A 24,945-nucleotide genomic window follows, 5' to 3' on the forward strand; every position below is an offset into this window, starting at 1 on the left:
GCGTCCGTCCCGGGATCTCGGCTTGTGCGATGCCGAGCGGCGCGAATGATGGATCGCTGGCCCGCTGGCGGGTCGTTTCCTCACAGATCCGATACTAGTCATGACCGCTTGGTAACGCTACCATTTTGTTCGCCGGACCCGCGCCTGATACGGCCGGCCTGCTGTCCGAATGACGCGACGACGAGCTTTGCCGCTCGATCACCTTGAAGCCGAGATCGAGCACCGGCTGCTCGGGACGCCGTCCGTCGATCGCCTCGATCAGCATGGTGGCGGCCGTGTTGCCCATCTCGTAGCGGTTGGTGCGCACGCTGGTGAGGGTGGGGACGGCGGACGCCATGAATTCGAGGTCGTTGAAGCCGACGATCGCGAGCTGCTCGGGGACCGCGATATCGCGGCGCCGGCATTCGAACAATACGCCGAGCGCGAGGTCGTCATTGGCGCAGAACACCGCGTCGAGATCGGGCTCGCGCGCCAGGAGATCGGCGAACAGGGCGCAGCCGAGCGTCACCGAGGTCGGCGTCGCGGTGGTGACGACGAGGCGCTGCTCGAACAATGCGGCGTCCTTCATGGCCGAGACATATCCGTCCAGCCGCCGCTGCACCCTGGGATCCATCCGGGCACCGATGAAGCCGATCTTGCGGCGGGCCTGGTCGAACAAGTGCGCAACCGCCGCGCGGGCCGCATCATAGTGCGAAAAGCCGATCATCATGTCGACCGGATCGGGGCCGATCTCCATGATCTGCACGATCGGGCAGTCGGCGGCCTCCAGCATCGCGCGCGATTCGGCGGTCTGGTCGATCCCGGTAACGATCAGACCGGCCGGCTTCTGCGCGAGAAACAGCCGCAGCAGCTTTTCCTCCTGGAGAATGCTGTAGCGCGTGTTGGACAGCTGGATCGAGTAGCGGCTGCCTTCGGACGCATCGTAGATGCCGCGCAGCACGTCCGAGAACACGTTGTTGGTGAGAGAGGGGATCAAGACACCGATGACCTCGGTGCGTTGCGAGGCCAGCGCGCGTGCCGCAAGGTTCGGGACGTAGCCGAGCTCCTTGGCCGCGCTCTCCACCCGCGTCCGCTTGGCGACCGACAGGGCCTCCGGATTACGAAAGAAGCGAGACGCTGTAATCGGGCTGACGCCGGCAAGCTCGGCGACTTCCGCCAGCCGGATTTTGCCTGACTTGGTGCGTTTTCGACCCATTTGCTGCTCTTAACACAGTCAGTCCCGCAAACAAAGGAACGTTGACAGCGCTACCAGCAGCGACTAACCAAAGAGAAATTGCCAAAACCGCACAAACTGCCGACAATGTTGCCCGCTACGGTCGGGCTTCGTTCGGCGAAGTCTGAAAAAACAAGACGGTCGCGGCGCCAAGGGTCGTCGTGGACTATCGAGGAGGGAGCTAGATGTCGTCTGTGCAAATCCGCGACGTGCGGAAATCGTTCGGCAATTTTGAAGTCCTGCACGGCGTGACCGTACCGATCGAGGATGGGCAGTTCGTCGTCCTGGTCGGCCCCTCCGGCTGCGGCAAGTCGACGCTTCTGCGCATGCTCGCCGGTCTCGAAAACATCACCTCCGGCACGATCTCGATCGGCGACCGTGTCGTCAACAATGTCCAGCCAAAGGAGCGGGACATTGCGATGGTGTTCCAGAACTACGCGCTCTATCCGCACATGACCGTCGCCGACAATATGGGCTTCTCGCTCAAGCTGCGGAACGCGAGCGCCGACGAGATCAACAAGCGCGTCAAGCGCGCCGCCGAGATCCTCGCGCTGGCGCCGCTGCTCGATCGCTATCCGCGCCAGCTCTCCGGCGGCCAGCGCCAGCGTGTCGCGATGGGCCGTGCCATCGTGCGCGACCCGCAGGTCTTCCTGTTCGACGAGCCCTTGTCGAACCTCGACGCCAAGCTGCGCGTCGCCATGCGCACGGAGATCAAGGAGCTGCACCAGCGGCTGAAGACGACAACCGTCTACGTCACGCACGACCAGATCGAGGCCATGACCATGGCCGACAAGATCGTCGTCATGCATGACGGTATCGTCGAGCAGATGGGTACGCCGCTCGAGCTCTACGACAAGCCCGACAACCAGTTCGTCGCCGGCTTCATCGGCTCGCCCGCAATGAACTTCCTGAAGGGGCATGTGCGCGTCAACGGTGTCGCGAGCTTCGAGGGGCCGAACGGCGTCAAGCTGCCGCTCAAGACCGCGCCCGCGGCGTCCGACGGCCGTCCTGCGGTCTACGGCGTGCGGCCCGAGCATTTCACCATCGCCGACGACGGCGCCGAAGCGGAGATCATCGTGGTCGAGCCGACCGGCTCGGAGACGCAGGTCTTCGCCAAGATCGGCGGCGAGCAGGTCGTCGCGGTCTTCCGCGAGCGTCACCAGTTCAATCCGGGCGACAAGATCCGGCTGAAGCCGGATCCGTCGCTGGTGCACTTGTTCGACGAGGCGACGGGAAAACGCCTGAACGCGTAGTGTGAGTTTTACTTAAGATATTAAAAGCATCACAGGGAGGACAACATGCAAGACTTTACCCGCCGCACGCTGCTTCAAGGCGGAACGGCACTGGCTGCGACCGGCATGCTCACCGGGCCGGCGCTGTTCGACTTCGCCAAGGCCTGGGCGCAGAGCGCGCCCTGGAAGCCGGAGGCGGGCGCCAAGCTGACCGTGATGCGCTGGAAGCGCTTCGTGCCTGCAGAAGACGATGCGTTCAACCAGATGGTGGCGGCGTTCAAGGCCGCGACCGGCACCGAGATGAACGTGTTCAGCGAATCCTTCGAGGACGTGCAGCCGAAGGCCTCGGTTGCGGCCAATACCGGCTCGGGGCTCGACCTCGCCTGGGGCCTGCACACGCTGCCGCAGCTGTTCCCGACCAAAGTGCTGAAGATGAACGACGTCGCCGATTATCTCGGCAAGAAATACGGCGGTTGGACCGATGCGGCCGCCAAGACCTGCAAGCAGGGCAACGACTGGCTCGGCATCCCCGTCGCGACCAACGGCGGCTACATGACGTACCGCAAGTCGGCGCTCGACAAGGCTGGCTTCAAGGAATTCCCGAAGGACTTCCCGGGCTTCCTCGAGATGTGCAAGGCCCTAAAGAAGAACAACACGCCGGCCGGCTTCGCCCTCGGCCATGCCTCGGGCGACGGCAATTCGTGGCTGCACTGGGTGCTGTGGGGCCACGGCGCCTACACGGTCGACCAGAACGACAAGATCGTCATCAACTCGCCGGAGACGGCCAAGGCGCTGGAATATTGCAAGGCGCTTTACGACAGCTTCATCCCGGGCACCGCGTCCTGGAACGATTCCTCCAACAACAAGGCGTTCCTCGCCGGCGAGCTCTATTGCACGGCCAACGGCATCTCGATCTACGTCGCCGCCAAGACCGATGCGAGCAAGAAGGAACTCGCCGAGGACACCTATCACGCGCTCTGGCCGGTCGGACCGGTCGGCAAGCCGACCGAGCTGCAGCTGGCGCTGCCGATTCTCGCTTTCAACTTCACCAAATATCCGAACGCAGCGAAGGCCTTCGTCGCCTTCATGCTGGAGAAGGAGAACTACGAGAAGTGGCTGGACGGCGCGCAGGGCTATCTGACCCAGACCCTGAACGCCTACGAATCTGCGCCGATCTGGAAAGCCGATCCCAAGAACGAGGTGTTCTCGCAGGCCTCCAAGCGCACGCTGCCGGCCTCCGGCATCGGCACGGTCGGCGAAAAGGCGGCAACGGCCATCGCCGACTTCATCGTCGTCGACATGTTCGCCAATTACTGCACCGGCACCAAGGATGCAAAGGGCGCGATGGCTGAAGCCGAGCGCCAGCTGAAGCGCATCTATCGCTAGAGATCATGGAGCGGGCGGCAGTCGCGCCGCCCGCTCGTCAACATTTCGATCAGGGATATCGGGCATGGCTGATGTCGCAATTCCCAGGGCCAAGCCTCAGATGAGCGAGGGCGGCGCCTGGACCCAGCTCAAACACAACCGCAACTGGCTCGGCTTCTGGTTCATGGTGCCGGCCATGGCGTTCCTGATCTTCTTCCTGGCCTATCCGCTGGGGCTCGGCATCTGGCTATCCTTCACCGACACCCGCATCGGCAGGGTCGGGCAGTTCGTCGGCACCGAGAATTATGAGTGGCTGTGGGACGATTCCATCTTCTGGCTGTCGGTGTTCAACACGCTACTCTACACCTTCGTCGCCAGTGCCCTCAAATTCGCAATCGGGCTCTATCTCGCGCTGCTGCTGAACGAGAACATGCCGTTCAAGGCGATGCTGCGCGCGATGGTCCTGATCCCCTTCATCGTGCCGACGGTGCTCTCGGCATTGGCGTTCTGGTGGATCTTCGATTCACAATTCTCGATCATCTCCTGGTCTCTGAGGCATCTGGGTCTGATCGATCAGAACATCAACTTCCTCGGCGACACGACCTGGGCACGCATCTGCGTGATCTTCGCCAACATCTGGCGCGGCGTGCCGTTCGTGGCGATCACGCTGCTCGCCGGCCTGCAGACGGTGTCGCCGTCGCTCTATGAAGCCGCGACGCTCGACGGCGCGACGCGCTGGCAGAATTTCCGCTACATCACCTATCCGCTGCTGACCCCGATCATCGCCGTCGTCATGACCTTCTCGGTGCTGTTCACCTTCACCGACTTCCAGCTGATCTGGGCGATGACGCGCGGCGGACCGGTCAACGCCACCCATCTGATGGCGACGCTGTCCTACCAGCGCGCGATCATCGCGGGACAGCTCGGCGAGGGTGCGGCGATCTCCAGCGCCATGATTCCGTTCCTGCTCGCTGCGATCATGGTGTCCTGGTTCGGCCTGCAGCGCCGCAAGTGGCAACAGGGGGAGAACAATGACTGATCCCCGCACTGTTTCCGTTTCTTTTGCGCGAACGGGGCAAGCCCCGCGCGCGCTGCCGCAAGTGGCAACAGGGAGAGAACAATGACTGATCTTCCTGCCGCCAAGGGCGTCCTGTCGGCGTCCGCGCGGGTCGATAACAGCGAGGGCATGAGCTACCTGCAGTCGGTGCCGCGCCGGCTCGTGACGCTGTACCTGCCGCTCGCGATCATCGTCGTGGTCCTCCTGTTTCCGTTCTACTGGATGGCGCTGACCTCGGTGAAGCCGGACGAGCAGCTGCTCGACCTCGACAAGTACAACCCGTTTTGGACCTGGAATCCGACCTTCAAGCACTTCCACAAGCTGCTGTTCGAGAGCTACTATCCGTACTGGCTCTGGAACACGATGTACGTGGCGATCTGCGCCACCATTCTCTCGATCGTCGCATCGGTGTTTGCGGCCTACGCGATCGTGCGGTTGCGTTACAAGGGCGCCAATCTCGTCGGCGGGCTGATCTTCCTCGCCTACCTGGTGCCGCCGTCGATCCTGTTCATCCCGCTCGCCACCGTCGTGTTTCAGTACGGCCTGTTCGACTCGCCGCTGGCGCTGATCCTGACCTATCCGACCATCCTGATCCCGTTCTCGACCTGGCTCTTGATGGGCTATTTCAAGACCATCCCGTTCGAGCTCGAGGAATGCGCGCTGATCGACGGGGCGAGCCGCTGGCAGATCCTGATCAAGATCGTGCTGCCGCTCGCCATTCCCGGCCTGATCTCGGCCTTCATCTTCTGCTTCACGCTGTGCTGGAACGAGTTCATCTACGCGTTGACGTTCCTGCAGTCGACCAGCAACAAGACGGTGCCGGTCGCGATCGTCAACGAGTTCGTGGACGGCGACATCTACCGCTGGGGCTCGCTGATGGCGGGAGCCCTGGCCGGCTCGCTGCCGCTCGTCATCCTTTACGCCTTCTTCGTGGAGCATTATGTGTCCGCGATGACCGGCGCCGTGAAGGAATGATCGCGGGGCTTGCCGAGGGCGCGCCAGGAGCGGCGCGCTCCGGCCAATGACAAGGAGTTGAGCTCTTGCACATTCTGGTTCTGGGCGCCGCCGGCATGGTCGGCCGCAAACTCTGTGAACAGCTGCTGCGCGACGGCCGGCTCGGCAAGAACGACATCACGAAGCTGACCATGCATGACGTGGTCGAGCCGAAGCAGCCGGAGAAGGCCGGTTTCCCCGTCGAGACGGTGTCGGGCGATTTCGCCGTGCCGGGCGCGGCCGAGAAGCTGATCGCCGGCCGTCCAGACGTGATCTTCCATCTGGCTGCGATCGTCTCCGGCGAAGCCGAACTCGATTTCGACAAGGGCTACCGCATCAATCTCGACGGCACGCGGATGCTGCTCGATGCGATCAGGCTCGTTGGCGGCGGCTACAAGCCGCGCGTCGTCTTCACGTCCTCGATCGCGGTGTTCGGCGCGCCGTTCCCGGATGCGATCGGCGACGAGTTCTTCCACACCCCGCTGCTCAGCTACGGCACGCAGAAGGCAATCGGTGAGCTCCTGCTGGCCGACTATTCGCGCCGCGGCTTCCTCGACGGCATCGGCATCCGCCTGCCGACCATCTGCATCCGGCCCGGCCTGCCCAACAAGGCGGCCTCCGGCTTCTTCTCCAACATCCTGCGCGAGCCGCTGGCCGGCAAGGAAGCGGTGCTCCCGGTGTCCGAGGACGTCCGCCACTGGCACGCCACGCCGCGCTCGGCCGTCGGGTTCCTGCTCCATGCCGGCACCATGGATCTCGCCGCCGTCGGCCCGCGCCGCAATCTGACCATGCCGGGCCTGTCGGCCACGGTCGGCGAACAGATCGCGGCCCTGAAGCGCGTGGCCGGTGAGAAGGTCGCGGCCCGCATCAAGCGCGAGCCCGATCCCTTCATCGTCGGCATCGTCGGCGGCTGGCCGCGCAATTTCAGCCCGAAGCGGGCGCTCGAGCTCGGCTTCACCACCGCCGAGAAGACCTTCGACGATATCATCCGCATTCACATCGAAGACGAGCTCGGCGGCAACTTCGTCGCCTGATCTCTGACTGAGCGGGCCTGGTGATGGCGAGCGTTGCTTGCATCGGCGAATGCATGGTCGAGCTCCGGCAGGCGCAGGGCGGCGCGTCCGCCGGGCAGGGGGGCGGGCTTTATTCACGCGGCTTCGGCGGCGATACCCTCAACACTGCCGTCTATCTGGCGCGGCTCGAGGTCAAGGTCGACTATCTCACCGCGCTCGGCGACGATGCGCTGAGCGACGAGATGATCGCGGCCTGGACGAGCGAAGGTGTCGGCACGCGGCGCGTCGTACGGCTGGCGGGCAAGCTACCCGGCCTCTACATGATCCAGCTCGACGCCAAGGGCGAGCGCCAGTTCTTTCACTGGCGCGACAGCGCGGCGGCGCGCCAGCTGATGAAGCTGCCGGAGACCGACGAGCTGCTCAATTCGCTGATGAGCTACGACATCGTCTATCTCTCCGCGATCACGCTCTCGATCTACGATGCGCCGGGGCGCGAGCGCCTGTTCGCGGCGATCAGGCGCGCACGCCTGCTCGGCACCCGCTTCGTGTTCGACACCAATTTCCGCGCGCGGGGATGGCCGGACCGCGACGTCGCCCGGGAGGTGTTCGCGTCGGCGTTTGCGGCCGCCGACATCGTGCTGACCTCGACCGAGGATCTGCTCGCGCTCTATCCCGGCGAGAGCAACGACCAGCTGATGGCGCGCATTCCGGCGCCCGAGTTGGTGTTCCGCCTCGCCGAGCCGGTCAGCCTGCTGCGCTTCCCCGGCGGTACGAGCGAGGTCCGCGCCGAACCGATGTCCAAGCCGGTCGTCGACACCACGGCGGCCGGCGACAGCTTTGCCGCCGCCTACATTGCCGCCCGGCTTGGCGGTTCCGATCCGGTCGAGGCCGCTCAGGCCGGGCATCGCCTCGCCAGCGTCGTGATCTGCTATCCCGGCGCCATCATTCCGGGCTATGCCATGCCGCCGAAGAAGCGGCACCGGCCGCCGGCCTCGCGTCAAGCGACTAAGTGAATCGAGATCCCATGCCCACGTCTGCCCAACAGAACCACCTCGTCGCGCTGTTCAGGGACGCGACTGTCATTCCCGTCCTCACCATCGAGCGTATCCAGGACGCCGTGCCGCTGGCGCGCGCGCTGGTCGCCGGCGGAATCCGCACGCTGGAGGTGACCCTGCGCACATCAGTTGCGATCGAGGCAGCGCGGGCGATGATGGCCGAAGTGCCCGAGGCTGTCGTCGGCATCGGCACGATCCTCAATCCGGCCGATTTTACCCGTGTCGAGAAGCTCGGCGTCGCCTTCGGCATCAGCCCGGGCCTGACCCCCGATCTCCTTGAGGCCGCGACCCACAGCTCCCTGCCGTTCGCGCCGGGCATTGCCACGGCGTCCGAGCTGATGATGGCGTTGGCACACGGCTTCGACGTCGCAAAATTCTTCCCGGCCGAGCAGGCCGGCGGCATCAAGGGCCTGCGCGCGCTCGGCGGACCGTTCCCGAACGTGCGGTTCTGCCCGACCGGCGGCATCGGCGAAGCCAATGCGGCGAGCTGGCTCGCCGAGCCCAACGTGGTCGCGGTCGGCGGCTCCTGGTTATGCCCGACGGCGGAGATCCGGGCCGGGAACTGGGCCGGCATAACAGCCATCTGCCAGCGCACCCTGAAAGCCCTGAAAGCCGCGTGAAGTCTTGCCATCCCTGGGCTAAGACTTAGCTCAGGAGAAGACCCCCAGGGAGAGATGACCATGACCGCCAGCATCGTCGGATGGGCGCATACGCCGTTCGGCAAGTTCGACACCGAGACCGTCGAAAGCCTCATCACCCGTGTTGCCAATGAGGCGCTGGCAGATGCCGGCATTTCGGCCGGCGATGTCGACGAGATCGTGCTCGGCCATTTCAACGCCGGCTTCTCGCCGCAGGATTTTACCGCTTCGCTGGTGCTCCAGGCCGATCCGAAGCTGCGCTTCAAGCCGGCGACCCGGGTCGAGAATGCCTGTGCCACGGGATCTGCCGCCGTGCATCAGGGCCTGCGCGCGATTGCCGCAGGCGCTGCCAAGGTCGTGCTCGTCGTCGGCGTCGAGCAGATGACCCGCACCCCCAGCGCGGAGATCGGCAAGAACCTGCTCAAGGCCTCCTATCTGCCCGAGGACGGTGACACCGTCGGCGGCTTTGCCGGCGTGTTCGGCAAGATCGCCAGCTCCTACTTCCAGAAATACGGCGACCAGTCCGATGCGCTGGCGCTGATCGCGGCCAAGAACCACAAGAACGGCGTCGCCAATCCCTTCGCCCAGATGCGCAAGGATTTCGGCTTCGACTTCTGCCGCGCCGAGAGCGAGAAGAACCCCTACGTCGCCGGCCCCCTGAAGCGCACCGACTGCTCGCTGGTGTCCGACGGCGCCGCGGCGCTGGTGCTGGCCGACGCCGAGACCGCCAAGGGAATGGCCAAGTCGATCGGCTTCCGCGCCACCGCGCACGCCCAGGACTTCCTGCCGATGAGCAAGCGCGACATCCTCCAGTTCGAGGGCTGCACCGTCGCCTGGCAGCGCGCGCTGGAGAAGGCGGGCGTGACGCTGTCCGATCTCTCCTTCGTCGAGACCCATGATTGCTTCACGGTCGCCGAGCTGATCGAATATGAAGCGATGGGCCTGACGCCGAAGGGGCAGGGCGCCCGCGCCATCAAGGAAGGCTGGACGCTCAAGGACGGCAAGCTGCCGGTCAACCCGTCCGGCGGCCTCAAGGCCAAAGGCCATCCGATCGGTGCCACCGGCGTCTCCATGCACGTGATGACCGCGATGCAGCTCGCCGGCCAGGCCCCCGAGGGCATGCAGCTCAAGAACGCCAAGCTCGGCGGCATTTTCAACATGGGCGGGGCCGCGGTCGCCAACTACGTCTCCATCCTGGAGCCGCTGAGTAGGTCCCTCGTAGGGTGGGCAAAGGCGCGTATGCGCCGTGCCCACCTTTTCCTTGCGTTAGATCATGGTGGGCCCGCTTCGCTTGGCCCACCCTACGGCTCCTAGCAGGGAACGCATCATGAGCACTGACTACGAAGACTCGCTGTCGATGGACGCACTCAACGATCGCATCGCGATCCTCGAGGACAATATCCGCCAGCTCATCGAGCAGGCCGCGGCCGCCTCGGGCGAGCAGAGCGAGTCGCGCATCGCCGACCGGATCAGCCAGCAGAACGACGAACTCGACCGGCTGCTCAGGATCCGCGAATCCCGCCAGAAGAAATAGCGGCCGGTATCGCCGCGCGACGCATGCAGCCATACGCCGGCCGCCCTTGCGCGCACGGCCTCGCTGTCTTTAGCTGGACCGAATTCGTGGGGCCGCGCCTTGAGCCCTGCGCAATCGGGAGCGAACGATGGGGCCGCTGAAGGGCATCAAGGTCATCGACATGACGACCGTGCTGATGGGGCCCTATGCGACCCAGATGCTCGGGGACTACGGTGCCGACGTCATCAAGGTGGAATCGCTCGACGGCGACGTCACCCGGCTGATTGGCCCGACGCGCCACGCCGGCATGGGCCCGGTGTTCCTCAACACCAACCGCAGCAAGCGCTCGATCTGCCTCGATTTGAAGAAGCCCGCCGGCCGCGAGGCCGTGCTGCGGCTTCTGAAGGACGCCGACGTGCTCGTCTACAACGTCCGTCCGCAGGCGATGGCGCGGCTTCAGCTCGGCTACGATGTCGTGTCCGCCATCAATCCGCGTCTGGTCTATGCCGGCGTGTTCGGATTCGGCCAGGACGGGCCCTATGCCGCAAAGCCCGCCTATGACGATCTGATCCAGGGCGCCACGGCCCTTCCGGCGCTGATGGCGCAGACCGGCGACGGTGTGCCGCGCTACGTGCCGAACGCGCTGGTCGACCGCATCGTCGGCCTCACCGCCGTCGGGGCGATCTGCGCCAGCCTGGTGCATCGCGACCGCACCGGCCGCGGCCAGCGCGTCGACATCCCGATGTTCGAGACCATGGCCGGCTTCGTCATGGGCGACCACATGGGCGGCCTCACCTACGAGCCGCCGCTCGACAAGGGCGGCTATGCCCGCCACCTCTCGCGCGACCGCAGACCCTACAAGACCTCGGACGGCTATCTCAGCGTCATCGTCTACAACGACAAGCAGTGGGAGAACTTCTTCAAGGCGACGGCACGCGACGACCTGCGCGCCGATCCCAAATTCGCGACCTTCGCGGGGCGCGCCGCCAACATCAACGTCGTCTACGCCGAGCTCGCGCGCATCTTCGAGACGCGCAGCACGGCCGAATGGATCGAACTGCTGACGAAGGCCGACGTGCCGGTGATGCCGATGCACGACCTTGCCTCGATCCTGCACGATCCGCATCTGGAGGCGACGAATTTCTTCCCGGTCGTGACCCATCCGACGGAAGGTCCGATCCGCAGCATGAAGGTGACGGCGACCTGGTCGGAGACCGAGGCCGAGCCGGTACGGCTGGCGCCGCGGCTCAACGAGCACGGCGCGGAGATTTTGCGCGAGCTCGGCTATTCCGCCGACGAGATCGCCGCCATGGTCCGCGATGGCGTGACGCGGTCGGCGCCGGAGTAGGGGCGATATGAAAACGGCTCTCTTATCCGTCATTCCGGGGCGCGCCCTCTTGGGCGCGAGCCCGGAATCCATAACCACCATCGTGAGTATGGATTCCGGGCTCGCGCCTGACGGCGCGCCCCGGAATGACGAGGAGGAGCGACGATGAGCTTCGTCACCGGCGTCGGCCTCACATCTTTCGGCAAGCATGAAGGCTCGTCCTCGCTTGACCTGATGAGCCAAGCCGCCCAACTCGCGCTTGACGACGCCGGCCTCAAGCGGAGCGACATCGACGGCATCCTCTGCGGCTACTCCACCGTCTCGCCCCACATCATGCTGGCGACTGTGTTCGCCGAACATTTCGGCATCCGCCCGGCTTACGCCCACGCCGTGCAGGTCGGCGGCGCCACGGGGCTGGCGATGACGATGCTGGCGCATCATCTCGTCGCGTCAGGCGTGGCGCGTCACGTGCTCGTCGTCGCCGGCGAGAACCGCCTCACCGGGCAGAGCCGTGATGCCTCGATCCAGGCGCTGGCGCAGGTCGGCCATCCCGACTACGAGGTGCCGTTAGGGCCGACCATTCCCGCCTATTACGGCCTCGTCGCCAACCGCTACATGCGCGAATACGGCGTGACCGAACAGGATCTCGCCGAATTCGCTGTGCTGATGCGCGCCCACGCCTGCACCCATCCCGGCGCGCAATTCCACGATCCCATCACGGTCGCCGACGTCATGGCCTCGAAGCCGGTGGCGATGCCGCTCAAGCTGCTCGACTGCTGCCCGGTCTCCGACGGCGGCGCGGCTTTCGTCATCAGCCGCGAGCCGACCGGAGAGGTGGGCGTGCGCATCCGCGGCTGCGCCCAGGCGCATACCCATCAGCATGTCACGGCCGCGCCCGCGCTTCATGAGCTCGGCGCCGAGATCTCCATCGCGCGCGCCAAGCAGGCTTGCGGCCTTGCAATCTCCGATGTGCGCTACGCCGCGATCTACGACAGTTTCACGATCACGCTCGCGATGCTGCTGGAAGACCTCGGCCTTGCCGGTCGCGGCGAAGCCGCGGCCCGCGTGCGATCAGGTCATTTCGGCCGCGACGGCGCGATGCCGCTGAACACCCATGGCGGCCTGCTCAGCTACGGACATTGCGGCGTCGGCGGCGCCATGGCGCATCTGGTCGAGGCGCATTTGCAGATGACGGGGCGGGCGGCGGCCCGCCAGGTGCGCGACGCCTCGATCGCGCTGCTGCATGGCGACGGCGGCGTGCTGTCGTCGCACGTGAGCATGCTCCTGGAGCGGGTGCGATGAGCGATTCTCCGGCGGACTGGACCAGAGGCGAAGCGGCCATCACCTACCAGGCCTGCACCTCATGCGGGCACGTGCAGTATTTCCATCGTGCCTTCTGCGCGGCATGCGGAGAATCGGATCCGCGCGTGCTGCGCGCCAGCGGCAAGGGCACGGTCTACGCGGCCTCGCTGGTCTGCCGCGCCGCTACGCCGGAGACGCGGGCGCACGTGCCCTACAACATCCTGCTGGTCGATTGCCCCGAAGGTTTTCGCATGATGGCCCATGGTGACAATGACCTCGCCATCGGCGATTCGGTCATTGCGAGCTTCAGGCCGTTTGCCGGCAGGCTCGTGCCGTTCTTCACGAAGGACACGTAGAGGGATTCGTCATTCGGGGGCGGTCATGCGACCGAGCCTGGAACGGGTATTCTGGGCCTGGCCTGTGCGAGAGCCACCCCGGAATGACGAAAACGCTAGAACTCCAACTAGCGCCCGTAGAACAAGATGCTGGCGATGACGAGCATCGCCGTCACCGCCAGCATATGCGCGAGCGCTCCCGAGGCCGCCCCCTTGGTGGCTTCCTTCATGCCGTTCTCTCCCTAGACTTGGGCGTGACTCATCGTTGTGCGGCTAGCGCACCCGACGGCCAATTGTTTTACTCGGAACACCCCACTTCTCGAGTATCCGCCGCGACGTGTCCCCACGCGGCGAATATCGATCGTCCCAGGGTCGATCAGCAATGCGGCGGCAATTTGACTCGATGATGTTGCTCCTGCGTCGGCGCAAGAATAGAGTTTCAAGGAACTCTCGCCGGCAACTGCAAAAAGCATCAAAAGCTCTGGGAAAACTTCAGGAAAATCATGGCCCGCATTCCGTACAGCGACCCGTCCAAGGCATCCGACCGCACCCGCGAGATCCTCGACAAGAACCGCAACGCCAACATCTTCCGCATGATGGCGCACTCGCCGAGCTACTTCGAGCAGTACTGCCGGCTGGGTGGCGCGATCCGCCACAAAGGCGAGCTCGATCCTGTTGTCCGCGAGCTCGCGATCACCCGCACCGGGATCCTGTGTGAGGCGCCGTACGAGATCGTTGCGCACAAGCGGATCGGCAAGAATGTCGGCGTCACCGACGCGCAGAACGAGGCGCTCGAGAACTGGCAGGCGGCGAGCTGCTTCAACGAGGTGCAGCGCGCCGCGCTCGCCTTCACCGACGAGATCGTCAAGCTGAGGAAGCCGACCGATGCGACCTTCAAGGCGATCGCGTCGCAGCTGACGCCGGCGGCGCTGGTCGAGCTGCAACTCTCGGTCGGATTCTACATCATGACCTCGAAATTTCTGGAGACCTTCGAAATCGATCTCCAACCCGTCACCGAAGTGGTAGGCTGATTCCAAAGACGCGGCGAGGGATGCTTATGACGATCGACGAGTACGCGGCCTGGGCCGCGACCATTGCCAAGGTCGGTGAGCATCCGTCCAACGAGCGGCTGTCCTATCTCGGCCTCGGTCTCGCCGGTGAAGCCGGCGAGGTCGCCGATCACATCAAGAAGCTGCTGCGCGACGACTGGCTCGACAAGGCGGGTCTGGTCGATGAGCTCGGCGATGTCATCTACTACTGGGCCTGCCTGTGCGCCGCGACCGGCCAGCAGCCGTCGGCGCTGCTGGAGGCCAGCGCGAAGAAGATCAAGCGACGGCTGAGCGAGGCGGCGAGCCGCTGAGGCGACAATCTCGTTGCGGCCATCCTTCGAGACGCCCGCCGTTGGCGGGCCCTCAGGATGAGGACCGAGCGCGCGGCAGCAGTTTCAGCGAGCAACGGTGCTTCTTAGCCTCATCCTGAGGAGACCGCAAAGCGGTCGTCTCGAAGGACGAGGCGTGCGTTCAAGTCGACGCAAAGGCCAGATGCAGCACCATCGCCTGTCGAGGGAGTGAAGACCTCCTTGGCTCACGTCGAGGTCAGAATGTCCACCTTCGCGTTGGCGACGATCAGGCGGTCGGCGAGCAGCTGCGCGAGGTTGCGCATGACGCGCTCGCTGGCGCGCGGGTGCTGCTTGCGGAAGCGTTCGAACGCTTTCAGCGGCACTTCGAACGCGGTCGCCGCCATGTCGGCGAACACGTCGGCCGAGCGCGTCGGCTCCAGCAGCGCCATCTCGCCGAACGCCATGCCGGCGGTCAGCGTCGCCAGCCGCACGCCGTCGGGCAGCGTGACATGCACCGCGCCGCTGCGCAGGAAGAAAAGGGAGGAGGCCGGATCTCCCGTGGTGATGATCTTCGCGCCGGCCTGATAGGTTCGGATCGCGCAGATCGAGGCGAGATCGGTCAGCTCTTCCTCGCTCATCCCGGCAAGCAGCGGCTGCTCGGCAAGCTCGGTGGTCTCGTGGAAGTCGATCGAGCCGCCATAGCGGTAGACGATCTGGTCTTCGGCCCATTCGATCGCGGTGTCGAGCAGGTAGAAGTCGCGGACGTTCTTCAGCTCGGCGGTCCATTCCCGCAGGCTGTCCCATTCCCTGGAGGCGCGCCTGACGCCGGACAGCACCACCGTGACGTTCAGGGCCGCCAGCTCTTCGAAGGCTTCGGCGATCAGCCGCGCGCCCGCACGGGTGGTGGACGTGACACGGTGCAGGTCGAACACGACGATTTGCGGCCGCGGTCGTCCGGCCAGCCGGCGCGAGACGTAGTCGACGGCCGACAGCGACAGCGTGCCGACCAGCTCGATGACCCGTACCTCCTGCTCGTGCGCGGCCAGGATCTCGCGCTCCTGCGGCCGGCGCACGCGGCGGGACGGGCTCTTGCCGATATCGTAATCGGCGATGACGGCGTTGCGGGCGTCGTCGCTGCGGTTGAGCATGTGGAGGTCGTAATGCGAGGACAGGGCCTCGCAGACCTTGATGCCGCGCACGCTGTTGCCGTGCTTGTCGAGCTTTGGCGAATAGCTGCCGAGCCCGAGGCGGGCAGGGAGCGCGGCCAGAATGCCGCCCCCGACGCCGCTCTTGGCGGGAATGCCGATGCGGTAGATCCATTCGCCGGCATAGTCGTACATGCCCGACGAGGTCATCACCGAGAGGGTGCGCGAGATCGCGTAAGGCGTCAACACCTGCTCGCCCGTCACCGGATTGACGCCGCGATTGGCCAGCGTTGCCGCCATCACCGCGATGTCGCGCGCGGTGACCAGCACGGCGCATTGCCGGAAATAGACGTCGAGCACGGCGGCGACGTCGTCCGAGATCACCGCGTTGGTCTTGAGCAGATAGGCGATCGCGCGGTTGCGGTCGCCGGTCTGGCTTTCGGACGCATAGACGGCCTCGTCCACGGCGAGCTCGCGGCCGGCAAAGCGGCCGAGGGCGAGGCGGATCTGCTCGAAGGCTTCTGCGCCCTTGCTGTCGTGGATCAGCCCGGTGCAGGCGATGGCGCCGGCATTGACCATCGGATTGAACGGGTGGTTCTCGGAATTGAGGCGGATCGAGTTGAAAGGATCGCCCGAGGGCTCGACGCCGATCGCGCGCTCGACCCTGCCGGCGCCGAGCAGGTCCAGCGCCAGCGCGAACACGAATGGTTTCGACATCGACTGGATGGTGAAAGGCACCCTGGAATCGCCGACCTCGTAGACGTGGCCGTCCAGGGTCGCGAGGCTGATGCCGAAACAGGCAGGGTCGGCCTTGCTCAGCTCGGGAATGTAGCCGGCAACGCTGCCCGAAGTTTCGGCAGAGAATTTGTTGAGGCAATTGTCCAGAAACCGCAGCAAGGGCGGTTGCGAGCGGGTCCAGGCGGCTGCAAGAGGCGAGAGCGGTGTCATCGCCTCACTTGTGCAACGCAATCAGGGGGCGCGCAACCCGTCCGGCACCATGGTCTGTCGCCGGACCAGCACAAGCGCGAGCAAGGCGGTGGGCACGAGAATGGCAAGGCCGAGCAGCGTTACCTGCAGCTGCGACAGCGGCATGATGCCGCCGCCGGGCGTGGCCACCACGAAGCCGCCGATCACCAGCAGCACACGGATTGGCCATTCCAGCGCGCCGGTCCCGCGCAAGTCCCCGACGAAAGGCTGGTAGCCCTGAATGCCGCCGCAGATGAACAGCGTACCGAACGCCGCAAGCCCCATCAGGCCGAGGCCGGCCAGATACGGGCTCGGCCCCTGCAGCACCAGCGCCGGATTGAGCACGAAGAAGAACGGCAGGAAATAGATGATGCTGCCGACCCACATCGATTCCCAGCCGGTCTTCATCGCCGGCGAGCCGGCAATGCCTGCGGCGGCGAAGGAGGCGATCGCGACCGGCGGTGTGATCGACGACAGCATGCCCCAATAGAAGATGAACATGTGCACCGCCATGCGGTTGAGCCCGAGCTTCTCCAGCGCGGGCGCGACCAGGATGGCAAGGAAGATGTAGCAGGCCGTCGTGGTCAGCCCGAGGCCGAGGATCAGGCTGGTCAGGGCGCACATCGCCAGCAGCAGGAAGGGATTGTCGCCGGCGATATGCAAGAGGTCGTTGGCAAGGCTCGACACCACCCCGGTCATCGAGAACGCGCCGATCAGCAGTCCGCAGCCGGCGAGGATGCCGACGAGCTCGACGAAGGTGCGCCCGTTGACCTCGAGGAATTTGCCGATGGTCGCAAGCGTCCAGCGCGTGTCCTTGGAGAAGAACTGGTTGAGCACGAGCAGCAGCGCGGTGGCATAGAACGGCGCATGGCTCTCGCGCTTGAAATAGAGCAGCATCACGACCAAGAGCGCGATGACGAAGACGTAGTACCAGCCGTCCTTGATCGTATCCATGACGCGCGGCAACTCGGCGCGCGGAATGCCCTTCAGCTTGTGGCGCGCGGCGTAGGCGTCGACCTGCATGAACAGGCCGGCGTAATAGAGCACGGCCGGAATGATCGCGGCCACCGCGACGTCGGCATAGCTGACGTTGAGGAACTGCGCGATCACGAACGCGGTGGCGCCCATCACCGGCGGTGCCAGCACCGCACCGGTCGAGGCGCAGGCCTCGATCGCGGCCGCATAGGAGGCGCGGAAGCCGCTCTTCTTCATCACGGGGATGGTCATGGTCCCCGCGGTCAGCACGTTGGAGATGATCGAGCCCGACATCATGCCGAGCAGGCCGCTGGCGAAGATGCAGACCTTGGCGGCCCCGCCGCGGAAGGTGCCGCACAGCGCGAAGGCGAGGTTGATGAAGAACTTGCCGGCGCCGGTCATCATCAGCGCGGTGCCGAACACCAGGAAGCCGATCACGGTGTCGGCAAAGGCCTGGATGGGGATGCCGAGCAGGCTCTCGCCCGACAGCACGTGATAGGCGGTCGCCTGCTCCAGCGTTGATTGCGTGCCGCGGAACGGTCCGAGCCAACCGGCTTCGGCGAACAGCGGATAGACGGTGAAGGGGAGCACGCTCAGCAGCAGGCTCCAGCCCCCGGTGCGGCGCAGCGCCTCCATCAGCATCGCCCACATCACGAGGCCCGCGGCGATCACGTTGGTCGGCGCGCCGCCGAATTCCCAGCCGGCCTCCGCCGCCTTGCGTACGTTCGACATCAGCAGCAGTGCGGCGGCGAAGGTCGCGACGAACAGGACGAGGTCATACCAGGGAATCCGGTCGAGCGGCGCGCGCCCGGTGCCCGGGAAGATCAGGAAGGTAAAGGGCAGCATCAACGCGATCAGGAGGTAGAAATATTCGGTGTTGAGCTGGGTGTAGCCGATGAAGAATCGCAGCGAGAATTGCTGGTTGATGCACAGCAGGATGGTCGCCGCGGTCGCGGCCACCAGCATCCAGCGCCAGGCGCCGCGCAGCGTGCGCACGCGCGTGACCTCCGCTTCCTGCAGATTGGCGGCGGCGCCATGCGGATCGTCGAACACGACCCGCGTGGCCGCGTCTTGCGGGGCGGTGGAGGTGGAGGAAGACATCATTGATCCCGGGGCGTGGGCTGGTAACTGACTAAGCGAATGGCCGTTGTTTGAATCGCTCGGACCGCGGATTCAACCTCTCCCGCTTGCGGGAGAGGTTGCGCCGAAGGCGAGGGTGAGGGCTTTCGCCTCCGGGGGAATCCCATCGTGGAGATACCCTCTCCCCAACCCTCTCCCGCAAGCGGGAGAGGGAGCGCACTTCTCGCGGGGCTGCGATCAAACCCAACGACGCCCTACTCCTCGAACCCGTTCGGCATATCCGCCTTCGCAAGCGCTGCGGCGCGGGCCTTCATCCAGCCGTCGAGAAACGCCTTGTCATCCGCCGGCGGATTGGACTTGCCGTAATCGGCCCACGCCGCGCCGAGCACCTCTTGGCGCTTGATCAGCTTGTTGTTGTGCGCCTCCTGCGCATCGCTCCATTGCCCGGCCTCCTTCAGCGCCTTCACCGCGCCGGGATGCACCGGCACCACCCAGTTCTTGGTCTGGCGATCGGCGGCAAGGCCGCCGGCGCCGGGCGCGGAATCTTTGTACGCGTCGTAGTTGACGATCATGGCCTTGGTCATCGCATAGACCTGGTCGGCCGGCTGCGAGGCGTAGGCCACGAAGATCGGGTAGGGGTAGTTGCCGAGCTCGACCGGCTTCTGCGGCGAGATGCCGGCGCCGCAGGTCGCGACCTGCGGGAAGAAGAACGAGCCGACCTTCTGCATCCGCGCCCAGCCTTCCTTGTCCTTGGCGGGCAGCGGAGGCCAGATCAGGCCGCGCGGCGAGGTCTCGGCTTCCTTGGCAGGGCCGGTGATGGTGGTGCCGAAGGCGGCATCGACGTCGTTGTTGATCAGACCTTTCCACATCGCGCCGTAGCTCGCGAACTCGACGACCTTGACGTCCTTCTGCGTCAGGCCGGCGAAGGCCAGCACCGCGAGCGAGTTCTGGTTCAGCGCCGGCGAGCCGACCACGAAGCCGACGCGCTTGCCCCTGAGGTCCTTCAACTCCTTCACGCCGGTGTCGGCGGCAACGCCGAGCGAGCCGCAATTGCAGTCGACCGACGAGAGCAGGATCTGCAGCGGCTGCGGCCCCCATTCCTTCGCGCCGAACTCGAACACGCCTTCCTGCGCGAAATAGGTGCCGGATCCCATCGCCGAGGACACGGCGCGCTTGGCGCGCAGCGGCGCAAGCCGGGCGACGTCGTTGCCCGCGGGGAGCACGCGCACGTCGGTGCCGTACTTGTCCTTCATCATCTTGCCGACGCCGACCGCGATATTGAAACCGGCGGTGCCGGTGTCATAGGCGGTGAAAGCCAATGTCGCCGGCAGCTTGAGGTCTTCGGCGAACGAGTAGCGTGTAGACGCAAAAGAAATGCCTGCCACCAAAGCAGGCGCGAGCACGAGCAGCCCACGAAGCATGTTTCCCTCCCATGATCCTCGCTTTGCCGCGAGGATTTCTTTCTTTGTTTGAAACAACGTTTTGTTTGCAACAGATCATGTCACCGCGATCGAGCGATGGCAACGCCGTACCTCGCATGCGGGAATGAGGCTGACAGATTGTCGCGCAAACTCCGAACAGAACATTCAGCACGCGACGATGGCGATTGCCTGACCCTCCGCGACGACGTCGTCGAGCTTTACCAGCAGAGACGTGATCGTGCCGCTTGCGGGCGAAGAAACCGGTATCTCCATCTTCATGGCTTCGACCACCACAACGTCATCGCCATCCGCGACGGTTCCTCCAACTTGCACGGGAGTTGCGCAGACGCGTCCCGCGATCTCGGTGACGATCTTAATTTCTGGCATGCCATCGCCTTTTTGTTGTCGTCGCAAAATGCCTGAGGTAGCGTCGTCTGCAAGTGGAATTTAATTCCGCAGAGCGGAACATACGGTAGGGAACATGGGACGACGATCGGAGCGGTTGAGTAGGCAAGGCGCACTCGCTGGCGATGCCGGCGAGGGAGATGTCATCCAGGTGGTCTCGCGCGCGTTCGACGTGTTGCGATGCTTCGAAGGCCACGAGGCGAGGCTCGGCAATCTCGAGATTTCAAATCGCTGCGGTCTGCCGCGCTCGACGGTGTCGCGGCTCACGCACACGCTGACGCGAATGGGACAACTGGTCTATCTGCCGCGCGATCAGAAATATCGCATCGGTCCGAGCGCGGTCGCGATGAGCGCCACGATGATGAAGGGCGCGCAGCTGCGCAGCATGATCCGGCAGCGGCTGCAGGAAGTCGCCGAGCAATTGCCTGGGACGGTCGGCTTCGTCGTTCCGGATCGATTCCATCTCGTCTATCTCCTGTTCGCACGTTCGGCGACCGCGCTCGGCCTGCACGAGGGCACCGGCAGCCGCATCGCGATGGCCTCCACCGCCGCGGGCGCGGCCTACACTGCGGCGTTGGCGCCGGAGGTCGGCGATGCCTTCATCGCGGAGATGGAGCGGGAGGCTCCCGAGGCGGCGAAGATCCTGAAGCCGCGCATCGAAGCCAACCGGCAGATGCTGCGCGAGCGCGGCTATGTCGTGGCCTGCGGCCTGTGGAGCCCGCACATCAACGGTCTCGCGCTGCCGATATGGTCGCCGCAGTACCAGACCTTCGTGGTCATCACGATCGGCCTGCTTTCGGCGATGTATGACGAGGAGCGGCTGCATGCCGAGGTCGCGCCATTGATGCTCGAACTCGGGCGTTCGCTCGGCGGCCTGCTCGAGGGCGCCGAAGGTGACGTCTTCAACAACCGCATGCCGCGCAAACCGGTCGCAATGGCCGTGCACAACAATAACAAGCCGATCCATTCGGAGGGAGTGAATGAACTGGAAGCCGGAACTCGACGAGCTCGCCCGGCGCGAAGCCTTCGCGCGGGAGATGGGCGGCGTTGACAAGGTCAAGCGACAGCATGACCAGGGCCGGCTGACTGTACGGGAGCGCATCGACAAGCTGACCGACAAAGGCAGCTTTCACGAGATCGGCGCCGTCTCCGGCGTCGGCGAGTACGATGCCGGCGGCGAATTGCAGAAATTGACGCCGGCCAACTGCGTGTTCGGCCGCGCCCGCGTCGACGGGCGTCCATTGGTTGTGGTCGGCGACGATTTCACGGTCCGCGGCGGTTCGGCTGATGCGTCCATTTCGGCAAAGCCGTTGATGGCCGAGGAGATGGCGCACGATTTGCGTCTTCCCATCGTGCGCATCATCGAGGGCTCCGGCGGCGGCGGCTCGGTCAAGACCATCGAGACCAAGGGCGCGGCCAACCTGCCGGGCGGCATCGGCGGCACGCGCTGGTACCGCTTCACGACGGAGAACCTGTCGCGCGTGCCGGTCGTCGCGCTCGGTCTCGGCTCGGTGGCGGGCCTGGGAGCCGCGCGCCTTGCCGCCAGCCACTATTCCGTCATGACCCGGAAGTCCGCGATGTTCGTCGCGGGGCCGCCGGTGGTGAAGGCGCTGGGGCAGGACCTCTCGAAGGAGGAGCTCGGCGGCGCCGACATCCAGACCCGCGCCGGCGCAATCGACCATGCCGTCGACACCGAGGAGGAGGCGTTCGCTTGCGCGCGGCGTTTCCTGTCCTACCTGCCGTCATCAGTCTACGAGCTGCCGCCGACCTTGCCCTGCACCGACAATCCGGAGCGCAGCGACGAAGCGCTGATGAACGCGGTGCCGCGCAACCGCAAGCAGGTCTACAAGATCCGGCCGATCATCGAATCCGTCGTGGACAGGGGCTCGTTCTTCGAGGTCGCCAGGAATTTCGGCAAGCCCATCATCGTCGGCCTCGCGCGGCTCGAGGGTAGGGCAGTGATGGTGCTGGCCAGCGACAGCTTCCACTATGGCGGCTCCTGGACGGCGGATGCCTGCCAGAAGGTGGTGCGCTGGGTCGACTTCGCCGAGACCTTCCACCTGCCGATCGTCTACCTCATGGACTGCCCCGGCTTCATGATCGGCCTCGATGCCGAGAAGGCGGCGACCATCCGCCACGGCGTCCGCGCCATGGCCGCGGTGAACCAGACCACGGTGCCCTGGTGCACCGTGATCCTGCGCAACGCCTTCGGCGTCGCCGGTGTCGTGCATCAGCCGGCCGACCGCTTCTCGATCCGCTACGCCTGGCCGTCGGCCTATTGGGGCTCGCTGCCGCTCGAAGGCGGCATCGAGGCCGCCTATCGCGCCGACATCGATGCGGCCGAGGACAAGGCGGCAAAGCTGGAGGAGATCCAGCAGCGCCTCAACAAGCTGCGCTCGCCGTTCCGCTCGGCCGAGAAATTCTGGGTCGAGGAGATCATCGACCCGCGCAAGACGCGATCGCTGCTGTGCGAGTTCGCGCGCCTTGCCGAGCCGCTGCGCAAGCCGGGGCCGCCGGAGAATTTTTCGATCCGGCCGTAGCATCCCTGTGCCCCGGACGCAGCGCGCCGCTCGTTCAGCGGTGCGCTGCAGAGCCGGGGCCCATGCAGCAGCGAGCTCGCGATCTCCTGGGTCCCGGCTCTGCGCCGCAACGCCCGAGGCGTTGCAGCGCGTCCGGGACACGAGAGAAGTGGGCGCCGACGCAGTTCAAGATCCTTCCACAGCAAAACAATAACGGGCTAAACTCGCCCAACAAGAACAACAGGAAACGCCAATCGTGTACGACTTCATCATCGTCGGCGGCGGCTCGGCGGGGTCCGTGCTGGCGCACCGGCTCTCGGCCAGAAGCGCCAACAGGGTCTTGCTGTGCGAGGCCGGGCAGGACACGCCGCCCGGCAACGAGCCGGCTGAAATTCGGGACAGCTATCCGGGCACCGCCTATTTCGATCCGCGATTCCACTGGACCGAGCTCAAGGTTACGACTCAGGTCGTCAGCCATAACAATCCGAACGAGCCGCGGCCTCCCTTGCGCAAATACGAGCAGGCGCGCGTGCTCGGCGGCGGCTCCTCGATCAACGGCCAGATGGCCAATCGCGGCGCACCGACCGATTACGACGAATGGGACGCGCGCGGCGCCGAAGGATGGACGTGGAACGAGGTGCTGCCCTTCTTCAAGAAGGTCGAGCGGGACCTCGATTTCGACGGTCCCTATCACGGCAAGGACGGCAAGATCCCGGTTCGCCGTATCCCCAAGGAGCACTGGACCAGGCATTCCCAGGCATTCGCCGAAGCCTTCCAGCAGGCCGGTCATCAGTTCCTGCCGGACCAGAACGGCGAGTTTGTCGACGGCTTCTTCCCGGTGACGCACTCCAACCAGGCCGAGCAGCGCGTCTCGGCCGCGATGGGTTATCTTGATCGCGACACCCGCAAGCGCGCCAATCTCACGATCTCCACGAACACGCAGGTGCGCGAGCTGCTGTTCGAAGGCACGCAATGCGTCGGCGTGAAGGCCGTCGTCGACGGACGCGAGCAGGAATTCCGCGGACGCGAGATCATCCTCTCCAGCGGCGCCATCCATTCGCCGGCGCATCTGCTGCGTGCCGGCATCGGGCCGGTCGGCCATCTCAAGGACTTGGGCATTCCCGTGCTGATGGCCCTGCCCGGCGTCGGCCAGCGCCTGATGGATCATCCCTCGATCTCGCTGTCGTCCTTCGTTCGCCGCGGTGCGCGCATGAACGAGCACACCAGGCGCCACATGCAGCTGGGCCTGCGCTACTCCTCGGGTCTTGCCGGCGTGCCGAAGGGCGACATGTTCGTCGTCCTGCTCTCCAAGTCGGCCTGGCACGCGGTTGGTGAGCAGATCGGCTCGCTGCTGACCTTCGTCAACAAGACCTATTCGGAGACCGGACAGGTCAAGCTCGCCTCGCGCGATCCCTCCGCCGAGCCGATCGTCGAGTTCAACCTGTTGTCCGACCGGCGCGATCTCGATCGCCTGATGAGCGGCTTTCGCAAGATGGCGGCCATCCAGATGAGCGACGTCGTCAGGAAGGTGACGGACAAGCCGTTTCCGGCCGCCTACACCGACAAGGTGCGCAAGATCGGCGTGGTCAACACAAAGAACAAGATCCTCACTGCGATTGCCGCGGCCCTGATGGACGGGCCGGCGGCGCTGCGCCATTACATGATCGACAATTTCGTGGTCGAAGGCTTCACCTTCGATCAGGTCATGAACGACGACGATGCGCTGGAGGCCTTCGTGCGCAAGGCCACCATCGGCGTCTGGCACGCCTCTTGTTCCTGCCGCATGGGCCGCGCGGACGATCCGATGGCGGTGGTCGACAACCAGGGCCGCGTCAAGGGCATCCAGGGCCTGCGCGTCGTCGACGCCTCCATCTTCCCGGTGGTGCCGTGCGCCAACACCAATTTTCCGGTGTTGATGTCGGCGGAGAAGATCGCGGCTGCGATCATGCAGTAGCAGGGGCGTGCGCTGCGGTTTAGCAATTTGCCCACCACACGGATGACTGCATATAACCTAAAATAGGGACGTGAATAGAAGCCTTTTTCTGCCGCCCT

Annotated in this window: 21 protein-coding genes and 1 pseudogene; 17 read left to right on the forward strand and 5 right to left on the reverse strand. The window is 65.1% G+C overall.

Annotation, left to right across the window (positions count from 1 at the left end; translation table 11 throughout):
• Nucleotides 1-94: 94 nt before the first annotated feature.
• Nucleotides 95-1,195, reverse strand: a complete 1,101-nt coding sequence (locus WI560_RS11825) for a LacI family DNA-binding transcriptional regulator (RefSeq protein ID WP_375308138.1) — start codon at nucleotides 1,193-1,195, stop codon at nucleotides 95-97.
• A gap of 203 nt (nucleotides 1,196-1,398) precedes the next feature.
• Here WI560_RS11825 and WI560_RS11830 point away from each other — a divergent pair, with 203 nt between their 5' ends.
• From WI560_RS11830 to WI560_RS11895, 14 genes and pseudogenes are all read left to right on the forward strand, one after another.
• Nucleotides 1,399-2,466, forward strand: a complete 1,068-nt coding sequence (locus tag WI560_RS11830; RefSeq protein ID WP_028135762.1) for an ABC transporter ATP-binding protein — start codon at nucleotides 1,399-1,401, stop codon at nucleotides 2,464-2,466.
• Between the two features lie 45 nt (nucleotides 2,467-2,511).
• Nucleotides 2,512-3,831, forward strand: a complete 1,320-nt coding sequence (locus tag WI560_RS11835; protein ID WP_375308139.1) for an ABC transporter substrate-binding protein — start codon at nucleotides 2,512-2,514, stop codon at nucleotides 3,829-3,831.
• Between the two features lie 100 nt (nucleotides 3,832-3,931).
• The gene (locus tag WI560_RS11840) at nucleotides 3,932-4,849 is read left to right on the forward strand and encodes a carbohydrate ABC transporter permease (protein WP_080672162.1); all 918 of its coding nucleotides are present in this window, start codon (nucleotides 3,932-3,934) and stop codon (nucleotides 4,847-4,849) included.
• Between the two features lie 81 nt (nucleotides 4,850-4,930).
• Nucleotides 4,931-5,842, forward strand: coding sequence for a carbohydrate ABC transporter permease (locus tag WI560_RS11845; protein ID WP_375308140.1), 912 nt, complete (start codon nucleotides 4,931-4,933; stop codon nucleotides 5,840-5,842).
• A 65-nt stretch (nucleotides 5,843-5,907) separates the two neighbouring features.
• Nucleotides 5,908-6,894 carry a D-erythronate dehydrogenase gene (denD, locus tag WI560_RS11850; RefSeq protein WP_375308141.1) on the forward strand — a complete coding sequence of 329 codons (987 nt, stop codon included), beginning with the start codon at nucleotides 5,908-5,910 and terminating at the stop codon, nucleotides 6,892-6,894.
• 23 nt (nucleotides 6,895-6,917) lie between these two features.
• On the forward strand, nucleotides 6,918-7,886 hold the full coding sequence (locus WI560_RS11855) for a sugar kinase (protein WP_375308142.1): 969 nt from the start codon (nucleotides 6,918-6,920) through the stop codon (nucleotides 7,884-7,886).
• A gap of 11 nt (nucleotides 7,887-7,897) precedes the next feature.
• On the forward strand, nucleotides 7,898-8,548 hold the full coding sequence (eda, locus tag WI560_RS11860) for a bifunctional 4-hydroxy-2-oxoglutarate aldolase/2-dehydro-3-deoxy-phosphogluconate aldolase (RefSeq protein ID WP_375308143.1): 651 nt from the start codon (nucleotides 7,898-7,900) through the stop codon (nucleotides 8,546-8,548).
• A gap of 60 nt (nucleotides 8,549-8,608) precedes the next feature.
• Nucleotides 8,609-9,769, forward strand: a pseudogene (locus WI560_RS11865) (acetyl-CoA acetyltransferase); the annotation flags it as partial.
• 124 nt (nucleotides 9,770-9,893) lie between these two features.
• The gene (locus tag WI560_RS11870) at nucleotides 9,894-10,100 is read left to right on the forward strand and encodes a hypothetical protein (RefSeq protein WP_028135770.1); all 207 of its coding nucleotides are present in this window, start codon (nucleotides 9,894-9,896) and stop codon (nucleotides 10,098-10,100) included.
• 127 nt (nucleotides 10,101-10,227) lie between these two features.
• Nucleotides 10,228-11,427 (forward strand): CaiB/BaiF CoA transferase family protein, encoded by a 1,200-nt coding sequence (locus WI560_RS11875; RefSeq protein WP_375308144.1) that lies wholly within the window; start codon nucleotides 10,228-10,230, stop codon nucleotides 11,425-11,427.
• Between the two features lie 144 nt (nucleotides 11,428-11,571).
• On the forward strand, nucleotides 11,572-12,708 hold the full coding sequence (locus WI560_RS11880) for a thiolase family protein (protein ID WP_375308145.1): 1,137 nt from the start codon (nucleotides 11,572-11,574) through the stop codon (nucleotides 12,706-12,708).
• Nucleotides 12,705-13,064, forward strand: a complete 360-nt coding sequence (locus WI560_RS11885; RefSeq protein ID WP_375308146.1) for a Zn-ribbon domain-containing OB-fold protein — start codon at nucleotides 12,705-12,707, stop codon at nucleotides 13,062-13,064. The genes WI560_RS11880 and WI560_RS11885 overlap by 4 nt, the downstream gene beginning before the upstream one ends.
• Before the next feature lie 482 nt (nucleotides 13,065-13,546).
• Nucleotides 13,547-14,074, forward strand: coding sequence for a carboxymuconolactone decarboxylase family protein (locus tag WI560_RS11890; RefSeq protein ID WP_375308147.1), 528 nt, complete (start codon nucleotides 13,547-13,549; stop codon nucleotides 14,072-14,074).
• 26 nt (nucleotides 14,075-14,100) lie between these two features.
• Entirely contained in the window at nucleotides 14,101-14,403 is a 303-nt protein-coding gene (locus WI560_RS11895; protein ID WP_257177843.1) for a nucleoside triphosphate pyrophosphohydrolase family protein, read from the forward strand.
• Nucleotides 14,404-14,627: 224 nt separating this feature from the next.
• Here WI560_RS11895 and glsA read toward each other — a convergent pair whose 3' ends face one another.
• From glsA to WI560_RS11915, 4 genes are all read right to left on the reverse strand, one after another.
• Entirely contained in the window at nucleotides 14,628-16,475 is a 1,848-nt protein-coding gene (glsA, locus tag WI560_RS11900) for a glutaminase A (protein ID WP_375308148.1), read from the reverse strand.
• Between the two features lie 21 nt (nucleotides 16,476-16,496).
• Nucleotides 16,497-18,572: a TRAP transporter permease gene (locus WI560_RS11905; protein WP_375308149.1), complete on the reverse strand. Its 2,076-nt coding sequence runs from the start codon at nucleotides 18,570-18,572 to the stop codon at nucleotides 16,497-16,499.
• 230 nt (nucleotides 18,573-18,802) lie between these two features.
• Nucleotides 18,803-19,969, reverse strand: a complete 1,167-nt coding sequence (locus WI560_RS11910; protein WP_375308150.1) for a TAXI family TRAP transporter solute-binding subunit — start codon at nucleotides 19,967-19,969, stop codon at nucleotides 18,803-18,805.
• A 165-nt stretch (nucleotides 19,970-20,134) separates the two neighbouring features.
• The gene (locus WI560_RS11915) at nucleotides 20,135-20,356 is read right to left on the reverse strand and encodes an acetyl-CoA carboxylase biotin carboxyl carrier protein subunit (RefSeq protein ID WP_257194100.1); all 222 of its coding nucleotides are present in this window, start codon (nucleotides 20,354-20,356) and stop codon (nucleotides 20,135-20,137) included.
• A 94-nt stretch (nucleotides 20,357-20,450) separates the two neighbouring features.
• Between WI560_RS11915 and WI560_RS11920 the strand changes: the two genes are divergently transcribed.
• From WI560_RS11920 to WI560_RS11930, 3 genes are all read left to right on the forward strand, one after another.
• Nucleotides 20,451-21,425 carry an IclR family transcriptional regulator gene (locus WI560_RS11920; protein ID WP_375308151.1) on the forward strand — a complete coding sequence of 325 codons (975 nt, stop codon included), beginning with the start codon at nucleotides 20,451-20,453 and terminating at the stop codon, nucleotides 21,423-21,425.
• Nucleotides 21,355-22,914, forward strand: coding sequence for an acyl-CoA carboxylase subunit beta (locus tag WI560_RS11925; RefSeq protein ID WP_375308152.1), 1,560 nt, complete (start codon nucleotides 21,355-21,357; stop codon nucleotides 22,912-22,914). The genes WI560_RS11920 and WI560_RS11925 overlap by 71 nt, the downstream gene beginning before the upstream one ends.
• Nucleotides 22,915-23,149: 235 nt before the next feature.
• Nucleotides 23,150-24,847, forward strand: a complete 1,698-nt coding sequence (locus tag WI560_RS11930; RefSeq protein WP_375308153.1) for a GMC family oxidoreductase — start codon at nucleotides 23,150-23,152, stop codon at nucleotides 24,845-24,847.
• Nucleotides 24,848-24,945: the final 98 nt, after the last annotated feature.

Origin of the sequence: Bradyrhizobium sp. A11, assembly GCF_042077125.1 — a bacterium.
Lineage (GTDB): Bacteria > Pseudomonadota > Alphaproteobacteria > Rhizobiales > Xanthobacteraceae > Bradyrhizobium > Bradyrhizobium japonicum_B.

Bases quoted from the DNA above. Each gene is read 5' to 3' on its own strand.
- WI560_RS11825 (WP_375308138.1), bottom strand. From the start codon at position 1,195: ATGGGTCGAAAACGCACCAAGTCAGGCAAAATCCGGCTGGCGGAAGTC.
- WI560_RS11830 (WP_028135762.1), top strand. From the start codon at position 1,399: ATGTCGTCTGTGCAAATCCGCGACGTGCGGAAATCGTTCGGCAATTTT.
- WI560_RS11835 (WP_375308139.1), top strand. From the start codon at position 2,512: ATGCAAGACTTTACCCGCCGCACGCTGCTTCAAGGCGGAACGGCACTG.
- WI560_RS11840 (WP_080672162.1), top strand. From the start codon at position 3,932: ATGAGCGAGGGCGGCGCCTGGACCCAGCTCAAACACAACCGCAACTGG.
- WI560_RS11845 (WP_375308140.1), top strand. From the start codon at position 4,931: ATGACTGATCTTCCTGCCGCCAAGGGCGTCCTGTCGGCGTCCGCGCGG.
- WI560_RS11855 (WP_375308142.1), top strand. From the start codon at position 6,918: ATGGCGAGCGTTGCTTGCATCGGCGAATGCATGGTCGAGCTCCGGCAG.
- eda (WP_375308143.1), top strand. From the start codon at position 7,898: ATGCCCACGTCTGCCCAACAGAACCACCTCGTCGCGCTGTTCAGGGAC.
- WI560_RS11870 (WP_028135770.1), top strand. From the start codon at position 9,894: ATGAGCACTGACTACGAAGACTCGCTGTCGATGGACGCACTCAACGAT.
- WI560_RS11875 (WP_375308144.1), top strand. From the start codon at position 10,228: ATGGGGCCGCTGAAGGGCATCAAGGTCATCGACATGACGACCGTGCTG.
- WI560_RS11880 (WP_375308145.1), top strand. From the start codon at position 11,572: ATGAGCTTCGTCACCGGCGTCGGCCTCACATCTTTCGGCAAGCATGAA.
- WI560_RS11885 (WP_375308146.1), top strand. From the start codon at position 12,705: ATGAGCGATTCTCCGGCGGACTGGACCAGAGGCGAAGCGGCCATCACC.
- WI560_RS11890 (WP_375308147.1), top strand. From the start codon at position 13,547: ATGGCCCGCATTCCGTACAGCGACCCGTCCAAGGCATCCGACCGCACC.
- WI560_RS11895 (WP_257177843.1), top strand. From the start codon at position 14,101: ATGACGATCGACGAGTACGCGGCCTGGGCCGCGACCATTGCCAAGGTC.
- glsA (WP_375308148.1), bottom strand. From the start codon at position 16,475: ATGACACCGCTCTCGCCTCTTGCAGCCGCCTGGACCCGCTCGCAACCG.
- WI560_RS11905 (WP_375308149.1), bottom strand. From the start codon at position 18,572: ATGATGTCTTCCTCCACCTCCACCGCCCCGCAAGACGCGGCCACGCGG.
- WI560_RS11910 (WP_375308150.1), bottom strand. From the start codon at position 19,969: ATGCTTCGTGGGCTGCTCGTGCTCGCGCCTGCTTTGGTGGCAGGCATT.
- WI560_RS11915 (WP_257194100.1), bottom strand. From the start codon at position 20,356: ATGCCAGAAATTAAGATCGTCACCGAGATCGCGGGACGCGTCTGCGCA.
- WI560_RS11920 (WP_375308151.1), top strand. From the start codon at position 20,451: ATGGGACGACGATCGGAGCGGTTGAGTAGGCAAGGCGCACTCGCTGGC.
- WI560_RS11925 (WP_375308152.1), top strand. From the start codon at position 21,355: ATGAACTGGAAGCCGGAACTCGACGAGCTCGCCCGGCGCGAAGCCTTC.